General features: G+C 48.7%; 18 protein-coding genes. 16 read left to right on the top strand and 2 right to left on the bottom strand.

The genetic code is table 11. The features are described from left to right. Positions 1-3: 3 nt before the first annotated feature. The 3 genes from FGQ85_RS02395 (at position 4) to FGQ85_RS02385 (ending at position 2,512) form a co-directional block, all read left to right on the top strand. The gene (locus tag FGQ85_RS02395; RefSeq protein ID WP_279233642.1) at positions 4-1,074 is read left to right on the top strand and encodes a nitronate monooxygenase family protein; all 1,071 of its coding nucleotides are present in this window, start codon (positions 4-6) and stop codon (positions 1,072-1,074) included. Between the two features lie 42 nt (positions 1,075-1,116). Further along, complete coding sequence (locus FGQ85_RS02390; RefSeq protein WP_087167178.1) at positions 1,117-1,563, top strand: MarR family winged helix-turn-helix transcriptional regulator; 447 nt, start codon at positions 1,117-1,119, stop codon at positions 1,561-1,563. 148 nt (positions 1,564-1,711) lie between these two features. After that, positions 1,712-2,512: a DUF6612 family protein gene (locus FGQ85_RS02385; protein ID WP_138372556.1), complete on the top strand. Its 801-nt coding sequence runs from the start codon at positions 1,712-1,714 to the stop codon at positions 2,510-2,512. Between the two features lie 162 nt (positions 2,513-2,674). Here FGQ85_RS02385 and FGQ85_RS02380 read toward each other — a convergent pair whose 3' ends face one another. Further along, positions 2,675-3,568 (bottom strand): YitT family protein, encoded by an 894-nt coding sequence (locus FGQ85_RS02380; RefSeq protein ID WP_087167180.1) that lies wholly within the window; start codon positions 3,566-3,568, stop codon positions 2,675-2,677. 166 nt (positions 3,569-3,734) lie between these two features. On the opposite strand from FGQ85_RS02380, the gene FGQ85_RS02375 reads away from it, so the two are divergent. After that, on the top strand, positions 3,735-4,463 hold the full coding sequence (locus tag FGQ85_RS02375; protein WP_087167181.1) for an NAD-dependent protein deacylase: 729 nt from the start codon (positions 3,735-3,737) through the stop codon (positions 4,461-4,463). 65 nt (positions 4,464-4,528) lie between these two features. Beyond that, complete coding sequence (gene asnB / locus FGQ85_RS02370; protein WP_087255002.1) at positions 4,529-6,403, top strand: asparagine synthase (glutamine-hydrolyzing); 1,875 nt, start codon at positions 4,529-4,531, stop codon at positions 6,401-6,403. A 104-nt stretch (positions 6,404-6,507) separates the two neighbouring features. On the opposite strand, the gene FGQ85_RS02365 is transcribed toward asnB, so the two are convergent. Then, positions 6,508-7,116 (bottom strand): putative ABC transporter permease, encoded by a 609-nt coding sequence (locus FGQ85_RS02365; protein WP_158099301.1) that lies wholly within the window; start codon positions 7,114-7,116, stop codon positions 6,508-6,510. 238 nt (positions 7,117-7,354) lie between these two features. On the opposite strand from FGQ85_RS02365, the gene sdaAB reads away from it, so the two are divergent. The 11 genes from sdaAB to FGQ85_RS02310 all read left to right on the top strand — a co-directional run bounded on the left by sdaAB (position 7,355) and on the right by FGQ85_RS02310 (position 18,383). Continuing rightward, positions 7,355-8,023 carry an L-serine ammonia-lyase, iron-sulfur-dependent subunit beta gene (gene sdaAB / locus FGQ85_RS02360; RefSeq protein WP_087254996.1) on the top strand — a complete coding sequence of 223 codons (669 nt, stop codon included), beginning with the start codon at positions 7,355-7,357 and terminating at the stop codon, positions 8,021-8,023. A gap of 11 nt (positions 8,024-8,034) precedes the next feature. Beyond that, positions 8,035-8,910, top strand: coding sequence for an L-serine ammonia-lyase, iron-sulfur-dependent, subunit alpha (gene sdaAA, locus FGQ85_RS02355; RefSeq protein ID WP_118635497.1), 876 nt, complete (start codon positions 8,035-8,037; stop codon positions 8,908-8,910). An 81-nt stretch (positions 8,911-8,991) separates the two neighbouring features. Continuing rightward, on the top strand, positions 8,992-9,957 hold the full coding sequence (locus tag FGQ85_RS02350; protein ID WP_138372554.1) for a type II CAAX endopeptidase family protein: 966 nt from the start codon (positions 8,992-8,994) through the stop codon (positions 9,955-9,957). 15 nt (positions 9,958-9,972) lie between these two features. Beyond that, positions 9,973-10,359, top strand: coding sequence for a DUF6483 family protein (locus tag FGQ85_RS02345; protein ID WP_138372553.1), 387 nt, complete (start codon positions 9,973-9,975; stop codon positions 10,357-10,359). Further along, positions 10,337-11,473 carry a cobalamin biosynthesis protein gene (locus FGQ85_RS02340; RefSeq protein WP_138372552.1) on the top strand — a complete coding sequence of 379 codons (1,137 nt, stop codon included), beginning with the start codon at positions 10,337-10,339 and terminating at the stop codon, positions 11,471-11,473. Before FGQ85_RS02345 ends, FGQ85_RS02340 begins: the two co-directional genes overlap by 23 nt. Then, entirely contained in the window at positions 11,470-12,273 is an 804-nt protein-coding gene (gene cobK / locus FGQ85_RS02335; protein ID WP_138372551.1) for a precorrin-6A reductase, read from the top strand. The genes FGQ85_RS02340 and cobK overlap by 4 nt, the downstream gene beginning before the upstream one ends. Next, complete coding sequence (locus FGQ85_RS02330) at positions 12,258-12,836, top strand: bifunctional adenosylcobinamide kinase/adenosylcobinamide-phosphate guanylyltransferase (protein WP_138372550.1); 579 nt, start codon at positions 12,258-12,260, stop codon at positions 12,834-12,836. The genes cobK and FGQ85_RS02330 overlap by 16 nt, the downstream gene beginning before the upstream one ends. Beyond that, on the top strand, positions 12,812-13,342 hold the full coding sequence (locus FGQ85_RS02325; RefSeq protein WP_243128466.1) for a cob(I)yrinic acid a,c-diamide adenosyltransferase: 531 nt from the start codon (positions 12,812-12,814) through the stop codon (positions 13,340-13,342). The genes FGQ85_RS02330 and FGQ85_RS02325 overlap by 25 nt, the downstream gene beginning before the upstream one ends. Positions 13,343-13,352: 10 nt before the next feature. Further along, positions 13,353-14,483, top strand: coding sequence for an exonuclease SbcCD subunit D (locus FGQ85_RS02320; protein WP_138372549.1), 1,131 nt, complete (start codon positions 13,353-13,355; stop codon positions 14,481-14,483). Continuing rightward, positions 14,480-17,275, top strand: a complete 2,796-nt coding sequence (locus FGQ85_RS02315; protein WP_171027861.1) for an SMC family ATPase — start codon at positions 14,480-14,482, stop codon at positions 17,273-17,275. Before FGQ85_RS02320 ends, FGQ85_RS02315 begins: the two co-directional genes overlap by 4 nt. Before the next feature lie 250 nt (positions 17,276-17,525). Then, a complete protein-coding gene (locus FGQ85_RS02310) occupies positions 17,526-18,383 on the top strand; it encodes a tyrosine-type recombinase/integrase (RefSeq protein WP_138372547.1) in 858 nt (285 codons plus the stop codon). The last annotated feature ends 174 nt before the right edge of the window (positions 18,384-18,557 follow it).

The raw sequence follows: 18,557 nt of genomic DNA, 5'->3' as shown, positions 1-18,557 counted from the left end.
AAAGTGAACACAAAATGGCCGCCGATTTCGCTCGGCGATAAACAAATCAAAATTCCTCTCATTCAGGGGGGAATGGGAGTCGGTATCAGCATGGGAGGACTTGCAGGTGCTGTTGCAAAAGAGGGCGCGGCGGGGATCATTTCCAATGCGCAGATAGGATTCCAGGAAGCGGATTTTGAAAAAAATCCGTTTCAGGCCAACCTGCGGGCCATGGAAAGTGAATACCAAAAGGCCAGAAAGACCGCGCCGGACGGAGTGATCGGATTTAACATCATGGTAGCGCTGAAGCATTACGAGGAGTATGTAAGGCATGCGGCTGCCATCGGATGTGATCTGATTATTTCGGGAGCCGGGCTGCCTACAGAGCTCCCGCGCTATGTGGAGGGAACCGATACGAAGATCGCACCGATTGTTTCAACTGAAAAATCGGCGAGAGTCATTTTGAAATACTGGGACAGAAAGTACAACCGGGTGCCGGATCTGCTTGTGATTGAGGGACCGAAGGCAGGGGGACATCTTGGATTTACGAAAGAACAGCTTGAGATATTTGACGATAAGGCATACAATGAAGAAGTAAAGTCCATCTTAAAGGCCGTGCGGGAGTACGAAGAGAAGTATGAAAGAAAGATTCCGGTTGTCCTGGCCGGCGGCATTGACACAAAAGAGAAGGTGGAAGCGGCCATGGCGCTTGGCGTGGACGGTGTGCAGACGGCGAGTCTTTTTGTGACGACAGAAGAATGTGATGCGGATATCCGTTATAAGGAAGCATACATAAACGCCGGAGAAGAGGACATCTGCATTGTGACAAGTCCGGTAGGAATGCCGGGGCGTGCAATCTTAAATCCATTTATGAAAAGAGTGATGGACGGGGAGAAATTTACTCCGAAGAAATGCTTTGGATGTCTTCATAAATGCAATCCGTCCGAAATTCCGTACTGCATTACAGAACGCCTCGTGGCAGCGGCCAAAGGGGATGTGGAGGAAGCACTTCTTTTCTGCGGAAAAGAGGCGTACAGACAGCAGAAGATCACGACTGTCAGGGAAGTGATAGGTTCACTGATGGGAGAAGAATAGGGACAAGACGAAAGATAGACAGGTAAAGGAGCAAAAAAAAACGTGGACGCATACAGGGCAATCAACGAAATCCTGGTTCATTTGTTCAATGAAATCTGGGAGCTGGAAGGAAAAGCAGTGATCACAGAAGAATATAAGGACATTACGAACAACGATATGCATATTATTGAAGCGGTGGGCCTCGGAGAAGGAAACAATATGTCGGCAATCGCAAAAAAACTGAAAATCACTGTCGGATCTCTTACCACCTCCATGAACAGTCTTGTCAATAAAAAGTATGTGGTCCGGGAGAGGAGTTCCCAGGACCGAAGAGTGGTCAATATCCGCCTGACAAAAAAGGGGGAAAAGGCGTACCACCATCATGCAGATTTTCACAGGAAGATGACGGAAGCAGTCGTATCCGCCCTCTCAGAGGATGAGATTCCGGTTCTCGTCAAAACGCTGGACAGTCTGTCCGACTTTTTCAAATCCTATCGGGAACAGTATTGACATGTTTTTGTACCGGATGGTACACTGAATAAAACAGCCGCAGGGCAGCTTTTAAGAGCTGTTTTGCGGCTGCTTCCGTAACTGGAAGAAAATACGGACAGGATTTTGGAAAGGCCGGAAGGCCTGAAATCAGAAAGGGAGGGAAGAAATGGTGAAACGACGGACAGAAAACAAGATGGGAAAAAGGATTCTTGCAGGAATCTGCTGCATCGGTCTTCTGACGGCAGCAGGATGCAGTCAGAATCAGGAAGAACCGGATCCACAGGAACTTTACCAGGCTGCGGTGGAGAAAAACGGGGAACTGACAGATCTGGACATGACAATAGGAACGAAGATGACGCTGGAGCAGGCCGGAGAGACGGTGGATATCGATATGAATGTCGATATGCTGATGTCCGGATACAATACATCGGATCTACAGTATCAGATGGAGACGACGACCTCACTCCTCGGGCAGAATATCGAGATGACTGCATTTTACACAGACGGCTACTATTATATGGAGACATCAGGCCAGAAGCTCAAATATCCGTACGATCTGGAAGCGATTACGGAGCAGGTGGAAAACAGCATGGGCGGCACAGTATCCTCGGAAGCCATGACGGAGCTGACGGCGAAAAAAGAAGGTGAAAATACAAGGCTTACCTTTACCGGAGATCCGGAGAAGATGACCAACTATACAAAGGAGATTCTTTCCAATATGCAGACCGGAACAGAAACGGCGGATTTTACAATCGAGAAGGCAGGAGGATCCTATCTGATCAATCCGGACGGCTATTATATCGAAAGTAATGTTGATATGGATCTGCTGATGAATATCAGCGGAAGCGAAGTCAGCGTGAATACAAAGATGACAAGTACCCTGAAAGATCCGGGTAAAAAGGTGGAAATCACACTGCCGGAAGATCTGTCCTCCTACACAGAAGTATCGCAGGATCTTCTGGGATAAAAAAAGCGAAAGAAGGGTATGGAAGACAGCCAAATTGCAAAGGAACTGGAACTTTCTGAAGAAAGCCTCCATAAACTGATGAAAGAGTAATATAAAAATCCGGAAAGTCTCATTCAAAGCGACTTCCGGATTTTGTATATTTGAGAATAGTTCAGAAAATTATTATTTTCCGGATACGGCGGCAGTCTTTTTGTTCCGGTAAATTTTACCGCTGGAGAAGCCGTGTCCTTTGACTTCGTTGACACGGGAGATAATCATGAAGGCTTCCGGATCAATTTTATTGACTTCCTGATTGAGCTTTGTCAGCTCGCGGTTGGAGATGACAGTCATAATTACCGGCTGATCGGTGTGAAGATATCCGGTTTCCCCGTACAGGATAGTGGAGCCCCGGTCCAGCTTCTGGACGATCATCTGATTGATCTCTTTGTGCTTTTTGCTTACGATCTTGACCTGAGTCTGAACGTGTCCGGTGAGGAGTACTTTGTCCAGGACGACGGTGTAGATCAGGACAAGGAGGATTCCGTAGATGATCTGCTCTTTGTCGGAGAAGAGCATCTGGAGAATCAGGATCGTAAAGTCAAAGAGATAGAGCATGACAGACACCGGAAACCCGAACTTTTTATTCAGGACAAGAGGTGGAATATCCATTCCTCCCGTGGAGGCTCCTGCCCGGATCACGATTCCGATGGCAAATCCGATCATCAGTCCGCCGCAGACGGTTGCGAGCATCCGGTCGCTGGTGACATTAGCAAGCTGCGGAATTCTTTCAAATACACCGAGAATGATCGGGTAAAAGAAACTGCTGATCAGTGTTGTCAGTGCAAACATTTTTCCAAGGACAACTGCTCCAAGCACGAACATAACGGCGTTGAAACAGAAGACAAACATGGAAATGGGGATATTAAAATAATGCTCAAACGCAATTCCAAGACCAGTCGTTCCCCCGGTGATCAGGTCATTTGGAAGAATAAAGACGACAACACCGAGCGCATAGATGGCGTTGCCGATTAAGATTGTAATAATATTCAATACTTTTTTGGAAATGCTCTCATTCATACCTGTCAGTCCTTTCTATTTCAGATACGAATCAGTATACAGGAAGAAAAGAAGGGGAACAAGAGATTTCCGGAAAATCAGGAAATCTTATCAGTATGATGAAACTGTGCTATACTAAAGGAAAAACGAGGAAAAGCAGAGAAAGAAACGAAAGGAGAAGAAGGACATGGAAGAGATCAGGAAATTTCAGCAGATGATAGATGAGAGCAGGAATATCGTATTCTTCGGAGGAGCAGGAGTCTCCACCGAGAGCAACATTCCGGACTTCCGCAGTGAAGACGGTTTATACAATATGAAGTATAAATATCCACCGGAGACAATCATAAGCCACACCTTTTTTCTGAGAAATCCGGAGGAATTTTACCGGTTTTATAAGGACCGGATGCTCTGTCTGGACGCGGAGCCGAATCCGGCCCACAGGAAACTGGCCGAACTGGAGCAGGCAGGAAAGCTCTCCGCCGTTGTCACTCAGAATATTGACGGACTCCACCAGAAGGCGGGAAGCCGGACGGTCTATGAACTGCATGGAAGTATTCACAGAAATTACTGCATGGAGTGCGGTAAATTTTATGATGCAGAGTATGTGAAAAACAGTGAGGGCATTCCAAGATGCAGCTGCGGCGGGATGATCAAGCCGGATGTGGTGCTCTATGAAGAAGGGCTGGATACAAAGACAATCCAGAATTCCGTGGAGGCGATCGCTCATGCGGATATGCTGATTATCGGCGGGACTTCCCTTGTCGTTTACCCGGCGGCCGGTTTTATCGACTACTTCCGCGGAAAGTATCTTGTGCTGATCAACAAGGCGGAAACAGGGCGGTCTGTCCGGGCGGATCTTGTGATCCGGGAACCGATCGGAAAAGTGATGGAACAAATCTCTTGCAATCCACAGTGAAATTCGCTAAAATAATGAAGTTAGTATATTGATATCAGGAGACATTTATATAAAGGAGAAAAAGTATGTGTGGATTTGCAGGTTATGCAGGAATGAAAGAGTACGATGCTTCCGTGATCCGGAAGATGACAGATAAGATTCGCCACAGAGGGCCGGATTCACAGGATGCCTTCGTGGAAGGCGGAGTCGGACTGGGCTTTGTCAGACTTAGTATTATCGACCTGGAAGGCGGGTCTCAGCCGATGTTCAATGAAGACAAAAATCTGGTGCTGATCTTTAACGGCGAGCTTTACAACTATCAGGGGATCAGAGAAGAGCTGATTCAGGCCGGACATGTATTTACAACACATACCGATTCCGAGATCCTTCTCCACGGATACGAAGAGTGGGGTAAGGAAGGACTGCTTAAAAAACTGAGAGGAATGTTTGCGTTTGTCATCTTTGACAGAAAGAAGAAGACACTGTTCGGAGCAAGAGACCATTTCGGCATCAAGCCGTTTTATTATTACCATAAGGACGGTACGTTCCTGTTTGGCTCCGAGATCAAGTCTTTCCTGGCTCACCCGGATTTCAAGAAAGAGCTGTTCGAGGAGAAACTTCCGGACTTCATGACATTCGGATGTATTCCTGGAGAAGAGACATTCTTCAGGAATGTATACAAACTGCTGCCGGGACATTACTTTACCTATGAAAACGGCAGGGTAAACGTGAAGATGTACTGGGAGCCGACCTTTGACATCAATGAAAATCAGACGATCGAGAGTGTAGCAGATAAGCTGGACGGTGTTCTGGAAGATTCAGTAAACAAACATATCATCGCAGACGTGCCGGTATGTTCCTTCCTTTCCAGCGGCGTGGATTCCAGCTACGTGGCATATGAACTGAAGGACAAGGTGGATCTGACGACATTTACGATCGACTTTGTAGAGCAGAAATACAGCGAAGCGCCTCACGCAAAGGAACTGGCAGACGAGCTTGGCATCCGCAATATCGGACGGAAGGTATCTGCTGAAGAATATTTCCACGATGCGGAGAAGATTCAGTATTACATGGACGAGCCGCTGGCCAACCCGAGCGCGAACCTTCTGTACTACATCTCCAACCGCTGTTCTCAGGACTTCAAGGTAGCACTTTCCGGAGAAGGTGCGGACGAGATGTTCGGCGGATACAATATCTACCATGAGAATATCTCTCTTGGCGGATATCAGAAGCTTCCGAAGTGGTTCAGAAAGGCAGTGGCAAAGGTTGTCACACCGCTTCCGAAATTCAAGGGAAAAGGATTCCTGATCCGCGGAAGCAAGGATGTGGAAGAGCGCTATATCGGAAACAGCAACGTCTTCAAATACGAAGAGAGGGATGCATTCCTCAAGAAAAAATACAAGAGCAGAAATCCATTGGATATTGCCAAGGAATTTTATGACAAGGTGCCGGATCTGGACGATGTGTCCAAGATGCAGTATCTGGACTTCAATATGTGGCTGCGTCAGGAGATCCTTCTGAAAGCGGACAAGATGTCCATGGCAAACTCACTGGAGCTTCGTGTTCCGTTTATGGATATCGAAGTATTCAAGACTGCCCGGACGATTCCGGCAAAATGCAAGGTCAACGATTCCAACACGAAGCTTGCGTTCCGTGCCCTTGCGGACCGTAAATTCAGCAAGAAGAGCGCGGAGAGAAAGAAACTCATGTTCCCGAGCCCGCTCCCGAACTGGATGAGAGAAGATCAGTATTACAAAATGATCAAAAAAGAATTCAAGAGCGAGACAGCAGGAAAATTCTTTAACCGTAAGAAAATTCTGCAGCTTCTGGAAGAACACAAAGAAGGAAAGGTAACCCATTCCATTCAGATCTGGGTAGTCTATACGTTCCTGATGTGGTATAAAGCATACTTTATCAACAACGGAGATCTGGATAAGATCGAGGCAGACTGCGCACACTAAAACACAGTGAAATAAAAAATGACCGCTTCACGGCTGCAAAGGAAGATGCAGCAGGTGAAGCGGTTTTCTTTGTGATAAAACTTTTTCTTTTTCCCGTACTGGTATTATGGCCTTGGAATTGTTACCCCGAATCCGGCATTTGGATGCATCAGCGAAAAGATGACATCGATGATGAAAATGCCAAGAAAACAGATACAAAGAACCGTCCGGAATGTATCCGGAAGTTTCCGGTACCGAACGTTTAATTTCGGCGCCGCGAAATAGAGGATCACAAGCCCTCCGGTTCCAAAGAGAAGCAGCCCTTCCAGACAGACAAACCCTTTGAGATTGATGAGGGAATCCCGGTAGTCCCACCAGCGCATCTGATAGACCTTCCACAGCACGGTTCCCGTGACGAATTCCATCGTCCCGGCTGTCAGCATGGTCATCAGGAAGACCTGAAGCGGTCTTTCGGCAAAGCGGCGGAGCAGGAGGAGAATCAAAACCCCTCCGAATCCGTAAATTGGAAGCCACGGACCGTAGAGGACACCACGATTTACAACAGTATGATCGATAAATACATGCAGAAGGACTTCCCAGAGCCATCCCGCAAATGAAAAGGTAAAGAAAAACAGGATGTAGGAAGAGATGGAGTACCGATGCATACTCTGCTGAATGAGCCCCGCCTTTTCTGTTGTATAAAATTCTTTTGCCATCATATATTTCTGTAACATAACTTTTCCGCCTCTCTTTCCTTTCCTGTTTATGGTTCCATTGTAAAACATAAAACCGAAGAACAACAAAAGCCACTCTTAGGATATTCGAAAGATTTTCAGGGGAAAATTAAGAAATTATGAAGATCCGTGCGATCATTTTCACGATCTTCTATGCAGATTTTGTGAAATCCCTTTTGAGGAATCCGGAAATATGTTATATTAAGGAAAGCAAAGAAAGTAACCGGAGGATATGGGTATGAAGTTTTTGAGTATTTTTGATGTGATCGGTCCGAATATGATCGGGCCTTCCAGCTCGCATACAGCAGGGGCATGTTCCATGGCGCTTCTGGCGCGCAAAATGTGTCCGGAACCGATCAAAAAGGTCGTCTTTACACTTTATGGTTCGTTTTCCAAGACTTATCATGGGCACGGGACGGACCGGGCGCTTTTAGGCGGAGTTCTTGGATTTGACACTGATGATGCCAGAATCCGCGATGCCTTTGAATGGGCCAAAAAGATGGGGGTAGAATACGAGTTTGTCATTGATGAAGAGACAAGGACAGATCATCCGAACACAGCGGATATGGATATTACCGGAGTAAACGGGCACCGTCTGTTTGTCAGAGGAGAGTCCATCGGAGGCGGCAAGATTAAGATTGTCCAGATCAACGGCATTGATGTGGAATTTACAGGCGAGTACAGTACGCTGATTGTCCGACAGATTGACAAGCCGGGCGTAGTGGCACATATTACCCAGTGTCTGAGCAGGCATGAAGTGAATATCGCGTTTATGAGACTGTTCCGCGAGGATAAAGGAGCGACCGCCTTTACAATCGTGGAGTCGGACGAGCAGATTCCGGAAGAGATTCTGGATGAAATTCACAAAAACGAGAACGTACAGGATCTGATGCTTGTACAGATGTAGGAGGAGCCAGGATGGATTTTATTTCAGGACAGACACTTCTTGAAGTGTGTGAAAAGGAACAGCTTCCGATCTCGGAAGTGATGAAACAAAGAGAGATTACCTGCGGTGGAATGCAGGAAGAAACGATCAGGGAAAAGCTTTATGAAGCACTCGGAATTATGAAGAATGCGGTGGAAGAGCCGATCAAAAATCCGAAAAAGTCAATAGGTGGTCTGATCGGAGGGGAGGCAAAGCTTGTGGCGGACCACGAGGGAGCCGCTTCTTCCGTGTGCGGCACGCCGCTGTCAAGAGCGATTGCCTACAGTATGGCGGTACTGGAAGTCAACGCCTCCATGGGACTGATCGTGGCAGCGCCTACAGCAGGATCGGCCGGTGTTCTTCCGGGTGTTCTGCTTGCCATCCGTGATACAAAGGAGGCAGATGATGAGATGCTCTTAAAAGGACTTCTCAATGCATCAGCAGTCGGCTATATTCTGATGCGCAATGCATCCGTGTCCGGAGCAGAGGCGGGCTGTCAGGCTGAGGTCGGAGCAGCATCTGCCATGGCCGCGAGCGCAGTAGTGGAGATGATGGGAGGTACACCGCAGATGTGTCTGGATGCTGCATCCATTGCGATGGCAAATCTTCTCGGCATGGTGTGCGACCCGATTGCGGGACTTGTAGAGGCACCTTGCCAGAGCAGAAACGCCATCGGAGTGGCGAACGCGCTGACCTGCGCGGAACTTGCGCTCAGTGGAGTGAAAAGTGTGATTCCGTTTGATGAGATGGCGGAGGCCATGTATCATGTAGGAAAAAGTCTTCCATTTGAACTCAGGGAGACAGCCATGGGCGGCTGTGCGGGAACACCGACCGGATGTGCGCTTGGCTGTGAGATCTGCGGCAGATAAGGAAGAGCAGGGGGGATTTTGCAGGAGAAAAGAGCGGGGGAGCATCCTCCCCCGTTTTGATTTTGGAAAGAAGGGGTAACAATGAACAGACAAACGAAACCACTAAAACCTTACCATGGACTGATTGTCCTGATCCTGACTGCGGTCTGCATCTTTCTGATCGGTCCGGTGCTCAGTAATTATATGGGACTTTACGGGACTTTGATCAGTGAGCTTTTGATGCTTGCCGGTGCGGTAGGATGCACCTTTTTGTTCCGCGGTAATCCGAAATACGTATTCCCGATTCATAAACCGACTCCGCACGGCCTGTTTGGTACTTTTCTCTTCTGGATGGGAACAATCGGGATCGCTATGGTCTTTACCGTAGTGCTTGCATGTTTCTTCCCGGATGAAATCATGGGAACAAGTGCAGGACTTTCTTATACATTCTTAAGTGTTCCGGTGCTGGTTGCCGTACTGATCGTATCCATCACGCCGGCATTCTGCGAAGAGGCCGTGTTCCGTGGGATAGTCTTTAACAGCTTCTGGCCGATTGGAAACAAGTGGATAGTCATTGTGCTGACAGGATGCATTTTCGGAGCATTTCACGGTAGTATCTGGCGCTTCTTTCCGACAGCCATTCTGGGGATGGCAATGGCTTATCTTCTGGCGGAAACCGGAAACATGGTTTACAATATCATGTTCCATGCCATCAACAATCTGCTTCCGCTGGTCCTGATGTTCGGAATGCAGTGGCTGATGGACGGCCTTTATCAGGTGGCCGGAAGCGCGGCATATTCACAGACGGGTTCCTACAGCTTTTCCTATAACCTCGCGTCGGCAGGGATCTATGTTGCGATGACCGGGATTGCCCTTGTCCTGATTTACGCGGGCAATTTCCTGATTCACATGGGAAGAAAAGGATATGAAGGAAAGATGTTTGGCGGACACAGAAAGAAACATCTCTACATTCTGATCGGTGCAGCCGTCGGATTTTTCGTGCTCGGATGTTTCCTTGTGATTGCGTCAGCGGCGGCCGGCGCATTTGGACGTATGATTTACTACTAAAAAGAGGTGACAGCAATGGGACTGAAACAGGATTTTGTACTGAGAAGGCTGGAAGACCAGGGAAGGTTTCTGGCCAGACTGATTCTCGGAAAAGAGGAAGCGAAATATGAGCTTCCGGAATATGAAGCGATAGATAATGAGGTGGACCGCCTTTACAGAAAGATCCTTTCTCTTGCGGACGCAGGGGAGATCAATGAAGCGGAAAATCTTCTTCTGGAAGAGCTGGAGACAGGGGATCTGCAGATGTTTGAGATGGCACTTTGCTTTTATCTTCATCTGGCACATATGGACGAGGAGTTTTTGGAGGAACACCAGTATACGAGAGAAGAAATCGGAGAGGGGATGGAATCTCTGGCAGAGGACTTTGGGGTGAGCGGACTTGAAATCAGCATGGGAAAATAAATGCGGCACCATTCGCGTCATCAGCTTTACATCCGAAGGACACCGGCGAAATAACCTCCTGAGAGAAACGCTCGAGAAGGCGGGACTTTCCTGTGCAGGGTACCGGAAAGGTACGGCGCCGGGAGGCAGTATGCTCTGTGAAGTGACGTCCATGTACGACTGGGTCGGGGAAGGATGGGGGAAAGACACCTATCTCTTTATCGGAGCGGCAGGAATCGCCGTCCGGAGCATTGCCCCGCTTGTAAAGGATAAGTTCACGGACTCTCCGGTGCTTGTAATGGATGAAAAAGGCGGATATATCATTCCGCTGCTTTCAAGTCATCTGGGAGGAGCAGGGGAGACTGCCCGGATTATTTCCGCTCTTACCGGGGCGGTTCCGGTAGTTACGACAGCCACCGATCTGAACAGGAAATTCGCGGTGGATCTGTTTGCGAAGGAAAACGGAATGCAGATTTCGGACAGGGCTCTTGCAAAAGAGATTTCGGCCCGGATTCTGCAGGGAAGAGCAGTTGGGTTTTATTCGGACTTCCCGGTGAAGGGGAACGTGCCGGAGGAGCTTCTGATAAAGCAGGAGTACAGGAAGCTAAAAGAAACGCTGCCGGGCATTGCCGTGCTTGAAAAAAAGCCGGAGAAGGCGATGGAAGGCATTCTGCATCTGTACCCGAAAATACTAAGTGTAGGAATCGGATGCAGAAGAGGTGTAGAAAAAGAAAAGATAGAACAAAAGATCCGAAGCGTTCTGGGGCGTGGAGGATGGAAGACAGACCAGATCGGTGTGCTTGCAAGCATTGACCGGAAAGCAGATGAGAAGGGAATCCTTGATTTTGCGTCAGAATACGGGATTCCGTTTCGGACGTACACGGCCGGGGAGCTTAATACGGTGAAGCAGGTAACATCCTCTTCTGATTTTGTAAAGAATATAACAGGGACGGACAATGTATGCGAGAGGGCGGCGCTTCTTGCAGGACAGTCCGGAGATCTGATTTATAAAAAAGAAACATTCCGGGATCTGACACTTGCGGTGGTACGTATGCGCTGCGAAGTAATATTTGGAGAGACAAAGCAGCCGACGCCCCGGATGGCGGACCAGGAACGAAAGGGGGAAAAAACATGAAGCATATCTTAATCTTTGCTGGCACAACAGAAGGAAAAGAACTGATGGAGAAGATCAAGCACTTTCCGGTAGAAGTTTTTGTCAGTGTGGCCACGGAATACGGAAAAGAATGTCTTTTAAAGGAAACGGAAGAAGAACGGGCGCCATATGCAAAGCACGGAGAGGTACAGGCCGGAAACTTAAATATCATCGCAGGACGCATGAAAGAGGTGGAAATGAAAAACTATATCCGCAGACAGGAGATTGATCTTGTTGTGGATGCCACCCATCCGTTTGCCCGTGAAGTGACGAAAAATATCAAAGAGGCATGCCGGGAGACGGGAGTTCCTTATATCAGGCTTCTGAGAAAGCCGGTGCAGAAAGAGGAAGGCCTCATCTATGTCTCTTCGATCGAAGAAGGTGTAGAATTTCTGGAGAAGACGGAGGGGAATATCCTGATTACCACAGGAAGCAAGGAGCTTTCTGTTTATACAAGGCTTACAGACTACCGGAACCGTTGTTATGCACGAGTGCTGTCTACGCAAGAATCCGTGGAGGAAAGCGTACGTCTCGGACTGGAAGGGGATCATCTGATTGCCATGCAGGGGCCATATTCCGAGGAGATGAATATCGCAACGATTCATCATGTCAAGGCATCCTGGCTGATTACGAAAGAGTCCGGAAGCGCAGGCGGTTTTGATGATAAGGCAAGAGCTGCCGCAAAGACCGGAACGGTGCTTGTAGTGGTGGAACGGCCGAAGGAAGAAGGAAGTACATTTGAGGAAGCAGTAGAGAGGATCCGCGCATGTTCGTTACAGTAACAGGGGGGAGCGGAAGCGGAAAGTCCGCCATGGCAGAAGACATCTCTCAGAGCCTGTGCAGCGGCCCGAAGATCTATGCGGCGACGATGATGGTGTATGATGAGGAGAGCAGAAGACGGATCGAACGACACCGGAAACAGCGGGCGGGCAGACAGTTTACTACGCTGGAATGTCCGTCCGGGCTGGAAGAGGTCGTCTTTGAAGAGAAGGTGCCGCTCATTTTGCTGGAATGCGTTTCCAATCTCACGGCCAATGAACTCTACAGCGGGGAGAATTTTGCCATGCAGGATCCGGAAGAGACGGCAGAGCGGATTATCCGCGGGATTGCACATTTCGCTGACAGTGCGGACCATCTTGTCGTTGTGACAAACGAAATGTTTCAAAACGGAACGAAAGACGATGAAATGAAACAGTACCTTTCTGTGGCAGGCCGGGTAAACCGCTATCTGATGGCAAAATCCGATGTGTTTATTGAAGCGGTGTACGGCCTGCCGTATTTCTGGAAAGGAAGCGGACATCTTCATATGGAGAAAGGAACATGGGTATGGGACAAAACGGATTGATTCATATATACTGCGGGGATGGAAAAGGAAAGACCAGCGCTGCCATCGGGATGATGATCCGGGCCGCCGGAAGAGGGAAAAAGATTCTCCTTGTCCGGTTTCTAAAGAATGAAGATTCCGGAGAGCTTTTCGTTCTGGATCAGATCCCGCAGATCGAGCGGATCCGGATGCCGGAAGGATACGGATTTTACTGGACTTTGACTGACGAAGAAAAAGAGCGGATGAAAGAGGAGTATGAACGGATCTGGGAAGACATCGAGAGCCGGGCGGCAGGCTATGACATCCTTGTGATGGATGAGTTTATGGCGGCGTTCGGGCACGGCCTGATTCCTCATAAGCGTGTACTTTCCTTTCTCAAGGAGAAGCCGGAGCATCTGGAAGTTGTCCTGACGGGACGAAATCCGGATGAAGGGATTCTGGAAATGGCAGATTATATTTCCGAGATCCGGGCGGTGCGCCATCCGTTTGAGCGTGGCGTCCCTGCACGGGAAGGAATTGAATATTAGGAGGAAAATTATGAGATTGCTGCATATATCGGATCTGCATCTTGGAAAACGGGTCAATGAGTATTCCATGCTGGAGGATCAGGCCCACATTCTCGATCAGATTCTGAAGACTGCCGATCAGGAGCAGGTACAAGGGGTTCTGGTTGCAGGCGATGTCTATGACAAGCCTGTTCCGCCTGCGGAAGCAGTGCGGCTTCTTGATTATCTGCTGAGCAGCTTTGCGGACCGGAAGATTCCGGTCTTTTTCATAAGTGGAAATCACGACTCCAGGGACAGGCTTTCCTTTGGAGCGGAGCTGTTTAAGAAAAGCGGCGTGTATATGGCATCAGAAGGATTTCTGGAAAAAGTGGACCGGGAGGATGAATACGGTGAACTTTCCATCTGGCTGATGCCGTTTTTAAAACCGGCACAGGTGCGGAGTGTCTATCCGGAAAAAGACATCCAGACATACACGGACGCAGTGCGCGCAGTGCTGGAAGAGGCAGATCTGGATCCTGCAACGCGGAATATTCTGGTGGCCCATCAGTTTGTGGCGGGAGCCGTACAATGTGAGTCGGAGGAGGTTTCCATCGGAGGTCTGGATCAGGTAGACGTGTCGGTGTTTGACGGATTTGACTATGTTGCCCTTGGGCATCTGCACAGACCGCAGTCTGTTACAAGGGAGACGGTCCGCTACTGTGGTACGCCTTTGAAATATTCATTTTCCGAGGTACACGATCAGAAATCCGTGACCATTGTGGAGCTGAAAGAAAAAGGAGGGACCGCAATCAAAACAGTCCCTCTTACCCCTTTGCGGGATATGAAGGAACTGAAGGGGACCTATTTACAGCTGACGAGCCGGCCGTTTTACGAGACGCAGGAACGGGATTCCTACTTTCACATTACACTTACCGATGAGGAAGATGTGATGGATGCGGTCGGGAAGCTTCGGATGATTTATCCGAATCTGATGAAGCTTGACTATGACAATGTGCGGGTACGCACGCAGATGCAGTATGAAGAAATGGAAGCGGTAGAGCAAAAACGGCCGGATGAAGTCGTATCGGATTTTTATCAGATGGTTAACGGGACACCGCTTTCGGACGCGCAGAGCAAACTGGTCGAAGAGATGATGGAAGAAGTATGGGAGGAAGAAAGATGAGACCGGAAAAACTGATTTTATCCGCATTCGGCCCTTATGCGTCCAGACAGGAGATTCCATTTGACAAGCTGGGAAAGCATGGACTTTATGTGATCTCCGGGGATACCGGCGCGGGGAAGACGACAATTTTTGATGCCATCACCTTTGCCCTTTACGGTGAGCCTTCCGGAAACCGAAGAAAAGCGGATATGCTGCAAAGCAAATATGCAGCAAACGGGGAGGAAACTTATGTGGAGCTGACATTTTCGGTCGGCAGTGCGAGATATCAGATTCACCGGAATCCGGAATACCAGCGCCCGAAAAAGCGGGGAGAAGGCTGGATTACCCAGAAGGCGGATGCCGTTCTGACGATGCCGGATGGAAGTGTGGTGATGGGTGCCAGAACTGTTACAGAAAAGTGCGAGGAAATCCTCGGTCTGAAAAGAGAGCAGTTTACCCAGATTGCCATGCTGGCTCAGGGAGAGTTCCAGAAGATGCTCTTTTCTTCCACTGAGGAAAAGAGCCGGATTTTCCGGATGCTGTTCCACACGGCGCCATATCAGGTATTTCAGGAGAAAATCAAGGAGAAAGCGGCAGGCCTGAAAAGAGCATACGAGGCGGTGGAGCAGAGTATCCGCCAGTATGCCGACGGCGTCCTGATACCGGAAAAAGAGGAAGCGCTTCGGGCAAAGTGGGAGGAAAGCCTGCAAAGTCCGGATAAGGAAGAATGGCTTTTGACGATTGAGGACATCCTTGAAACCATGCAGAAGGAAGAAGAATGTCTGGAACAGGAGATCAGCCGGACGGAAGAGGAAGCACAGCAGTATGGCGAAAGGCTGAATGAGGCTGTTCAGGAGCTGAAAGCAAAGCGGGGAGAAAAACAGCAGAAAGAAGAACTGGAACAGCTGATCCGGAAAAAGGAGGTCTGCCAGGAAGCACTTCGGAAGGCGCAGGAGAATGCAAAAGGTAATGAACTGGTGCAGGAGCGGATTTTGAAAGAATCCATGCAGTTGGAGACTTACCGGGAACTGGAGGAAAAGCAGAAATCCTGGGAGAAGAGACGCAAGGAGGCCAGGAATCTTTCTGACCGCCTGGCAGCTGTAATGGAAAAGCAGAGAAAGGCAAAAGAAGAAATCGAGCGGTGCCGTGCCTTGCTGTCGGAGATTCCTGATCCGGAGGAGGCATGGAAAGAACTTCTGCGGCAGAAACAGCAGACGGAAGAAAGACATCAGAATCTGAAAGAATTTCTGCTGATCTGCGGGCAGTACCAGGAGGCAAGAAAGGAGCAGGAGACTGCGCAGGAGGCCTACCTTTGCGTCCGGGAGAAGGTAGAGAAGGCACAAAAAGAGTATCAGGAGCTGGAACGGGCCTTTCTGGACGGGCAGGCAGGGATCCTGGCAGCCGGATTGACAGACGGGGAACCCTGTCCGGTGTGCGGTGCCCTGCACCATCCGGATCCGGCGAAAAAGCCGGAAGAAATCCCTGATGAACAGACGTTGAAACAGAAAAAAACAGTACTTGATATGCTCATGGAAGAGGATAAGCAAAAGAGCCGGAAGGCAGGCGAGGCCAAAGGCCGCACTGAGACGGCGGCAGGCCAGCTCAGGCAGAAGGCCGCACTGCTCTGGCCGGATGAGGAACCGGCGGGTCTGAAGGAAGCGTACCAGAGAATGAAAGAGGAAGGCTGCACTTTGGAAAACCGGAGACGGGAACTGCAGCAAAAAGAAGAAAGTCTGAACAAACAGCAAAAGCAGAAGCAGGATGCGCAGAAGCGGGAAAAAGAGCTGGAACAACAGACAGAAGAACAGACAGGCATCATTCTTCATCTGGAACGGGAGACGGCCTCCATGCGGACAGAACAGGAAACAGAAGGAAAACGGATTCAGGAAATCGGGGAGAGCCTTCCGTATGATTCCTATGAAGAGGCACGCAATGTGATCCGGAAGATGGAGCTGGAAAAACAGGAAAAAGAAGAGGCTTTGGAAGCGGCAAAAGCGGCATACCAGAGCACGGAAAATGAGATCTCTGCCTGCGAAGCATCCATCCGTGTCTGGACGGAACAGCAGAAAGACCGGGAGACGCCGGAAGAGGAGAAACACCGGGAAAAAGAGGAGCTGGAACAGAAAAAACAGGAGACACTCCTGAAAAAGCAGCGTCTGCTTGCCGAAAAGGAACAGCTCCTTCCGGTGCTCAGTGCAGACAGGTCCGCCCTTGAGAAGATGAGGGCGGCCGTGAGGCAGCAGGAAGAGACAGAGAAGGAATACCGGATTGCCGGCGCTCTTTCCGATACGGTCAACGGCACACTTGGAGGAAAGGAAAAAATCATGCTGGAAACCTATGTGCAGATGGCCTATTTCGACCGGATTCTTATTCGTGCAAACCGCAGGCTTCTTGTCATGACAGACGGTCAGTATGAGCTGGTCCGCAAAAAGACAGCGGACAACCGGAGAAGCCAGAGCGGCCTTGATATGGATGTGATCGATCATTACAACGGTACACAGCGCAGCATTCATACACTGTCAGGCGGGGAGTCCTTCCAGGCATCTCTTTCCCTGGCACTTGGGCTTTCCGATGAGATTCAGTCCATGGCCGGAGGCATCCGGATGGAAGCGATGTTTGTGGACGAGGGGTTCGGGACACTGGATGAGGAAGCGCTGGATAAGGCGGTCCGCGCCCTTGCCTCTTTAAGTGAAGGGAATAAGCTGGTGGGAATTATTTCCCATGTGGCTGAACTGAAAGACCGGATCGACAAAAAGATTCTCGTAAAGAAAGAAAAAGGCGGAGAAAGCCGGGCGCAGGTGGTGATCGGATAAAGAGCAGGTTCATTTCGGAGAAAATGTGGCGGCTTCAATGAAAAAACGATAAATGTTAAGAGGCAGGCATGACTCATGCGAGTCATGCCTGCCTTTGTTTGGGACGAAGAAACTATCTTTTTCATAGTATATTCCCCAAGAAATTACTAAAAAATAAGGCAGAAATCATAAAAAGCTGAACCTTTTTTCAAGTTCAAACCATCTTTATTTATATAAGGAGAAAAAGGGTAAGGTGTAAGGAGGAATCAGTATGAAAGAAAAAGAAGTATTGAGGATACAAGGTACAGAAATCGTTGAGTTTGAGAAGTATCTGTATGAAAGAGAAAATGCCGGGGCAACGATCCGGAAATATCTTACGGATTTGAAATGTTTTTTCAAATTTCTCGGGGAGAAAACGGAAATAGACAAAGGCCGGCTTCTTGCCTACAAAGAATGGCTGATAGAACATTATACGGTCAACAGTGTGAATTCCATGCTGGCCGCTCTCAATCAGTTTTTAACATTCTGTGGATACTGCGAACTGAAAATCAGGCGGGTAAAGACACAGAAAAATCTTTTTCTGCAGGAGGAGAAAGAACTGACCTGTCAGGAATATAAGCGTCTTGTGAAGGCAGCAAGGGCAGAAGGAAAGTCCCAACTGGCCCTGTGTATCGAAACGATTGCCGTTACCGGAATCCGCGTCAGCGAGTTGAAGTATTTCACGGTGGAACAGGTAAAAAAGGGGAGGATCGAAGTACACAACAAAGGAAAATACCGGAGAATCTTCCTGACAGCCAGCATCCGAAAAAAACTTTTGATGTTTGCGTCAGCCAGAAAAATTCGGTCGGGCTGTATTTTCGTAACGAAAAGCGGGCAGCCGAAAGACAGGAGTAATCTCTGGAGCGAGATGAAAGCGTTGAAAAAGAAAGCAGGTGTCAGCGGGGAGAAAATATTTCCGCACAATCTCCGGCACCTGTTTGCAAGAGTTTATTATCAAACGACGCAGGACCTGACAGGCCTTGCTGATGTTCTGGGGCACAGCAGCCTGAATGTAACCCGAATCTATACCTCCAATACAGGAGAGATCTATCAAAGACAGCTTAACCGCATGACAATATTGCAAATGTGAAAATGAAAAAGGGGAAAATAAAAACACCACATAATATCAATTATGTGGTAGTACAAAGCCGGTCTTTCTCATCTAGTCATCATTTTTTCTTTTCCTCATTTATTCTATAGCAAAAGATCCGTGCCGTCAATGTCGCTGGAGAAAAAATTTTTAAAATTTTGGGTACCAAAATAA

Origin of the sequence: Pseudoflavonifractor sp. BSD2780061688st1 E11 (genome assembly GCF_005844125.1) — a bacterium.
In the GTDB taxonomy this organism is placed as follows: domain Bacteria; phylum Bacillota; class Clostridia; order Lachnospirales; family Lachnospiraceae; genus Sellimonas; species Sellimonas catena.
The sequence above is the reverse complement of the archived record's forward strand: the minus strand, read 5'-3'. Positions and strand labels throughout refer to the sequence as shown.

Coding starts and splice junctions, on each gene's coding strand:
- FGQ85_RS02385 (WP_138372556.1), top strand. CDS start 1,712: ATGGTGAAACGACGGACAGAAAACAAGATGGGAAAAAGGATTCTTGCA.
- FGQ85_RS02380 (WP_087167180.1), bottom strand. CDS start 3,568: ATGAATGAGAGCATTTCCAAAAAAGTATTGAATATTATTACAATCTTA.
- FGQ85_RS02375 (WP_087167181.1), top strand. CDS start 3,735: ATGGAAGAGATCAGGAAATTTCAGCAGATGATAGATGAGAGCAGGAAT.
- asnB (WP_087255002.1), top strand. CDS start 4,529: ATGTGTGGATTTGCAGGTTATGCAGGAATGAAAGAGTACGATGCTTCC.
- FGQ85_RS02365 (WP_158099301.1), bottom strand. CDS start 7,116: ATGTTACAGAAATATATGATGGCAAAAGAATTTTATACAACAGAAAAG.
- sdaAB (WP_087254996.1), top strand. CDS start 7,355: ATGAAGTTTTTGAGTATTTTTGATGTGATCGGTCCGAATATGATCGGG.
- sdaAA (WP_118635497.1), top strand. CDS start 8,035: ATGGATTTTATTTCAGGACAGACACTTCTTGAAGTGTGTGAAAAGGAA.
- FGQ85_RS02350 (WP_138372554.1), top strand. CDS start 8,992: ATGAACAGACAAACGAAACCACTAAAACCTTACCATGGACTGATTGTC.
- FGQ85_RS02345 (WP_138372553.1), top strand. CDS start 9,973: ATGGGACTGAAACAGGATTTTGTACTGAGAAGGCTGGAAGACCAGGGA.
- cobK (WP_138372551.1), top strand. CDS start 11,470: ATGAAGCATATCTTAATCTTTGCTGGCACAACAGAAGGAAAAGAACTG.
- FGQ85_RS02330 (WP_138372550.1), top strand. CDS start 12,258: ATGTTCGTTACAGTAACAGGGGGGAGCGGAAGCGGAAAGTCCGCCATG.
- FGQ85_RS02325 (WP_243128466.1), top strand. CDS start 12,812: ATGGGTATGGGACAAAACGGATTGATTCATATATACTGCGGGGATGGA.
- FGQ85_RS02320 (WP_138372549.1), top strand. CDS start 13,353: ATGAGATTGCTGCATATATCGGATCTGCATCTTGGAAAACGGGTCAAT.
- FGQ85_RS02315 (WP_171027861.1), top strand. CDS start 14,480: ATGAGACCGGAAAAACTGATTTTATCCGCATTCGGCCCTTATGCGTCC.
- FGQ85_RS02310 (WP_138372547.1), top strand. CDS start 17,526: ATGAAAGAAAAAGAAGTATTGAGGATACAAGGTACAGAAATCGTTGAG.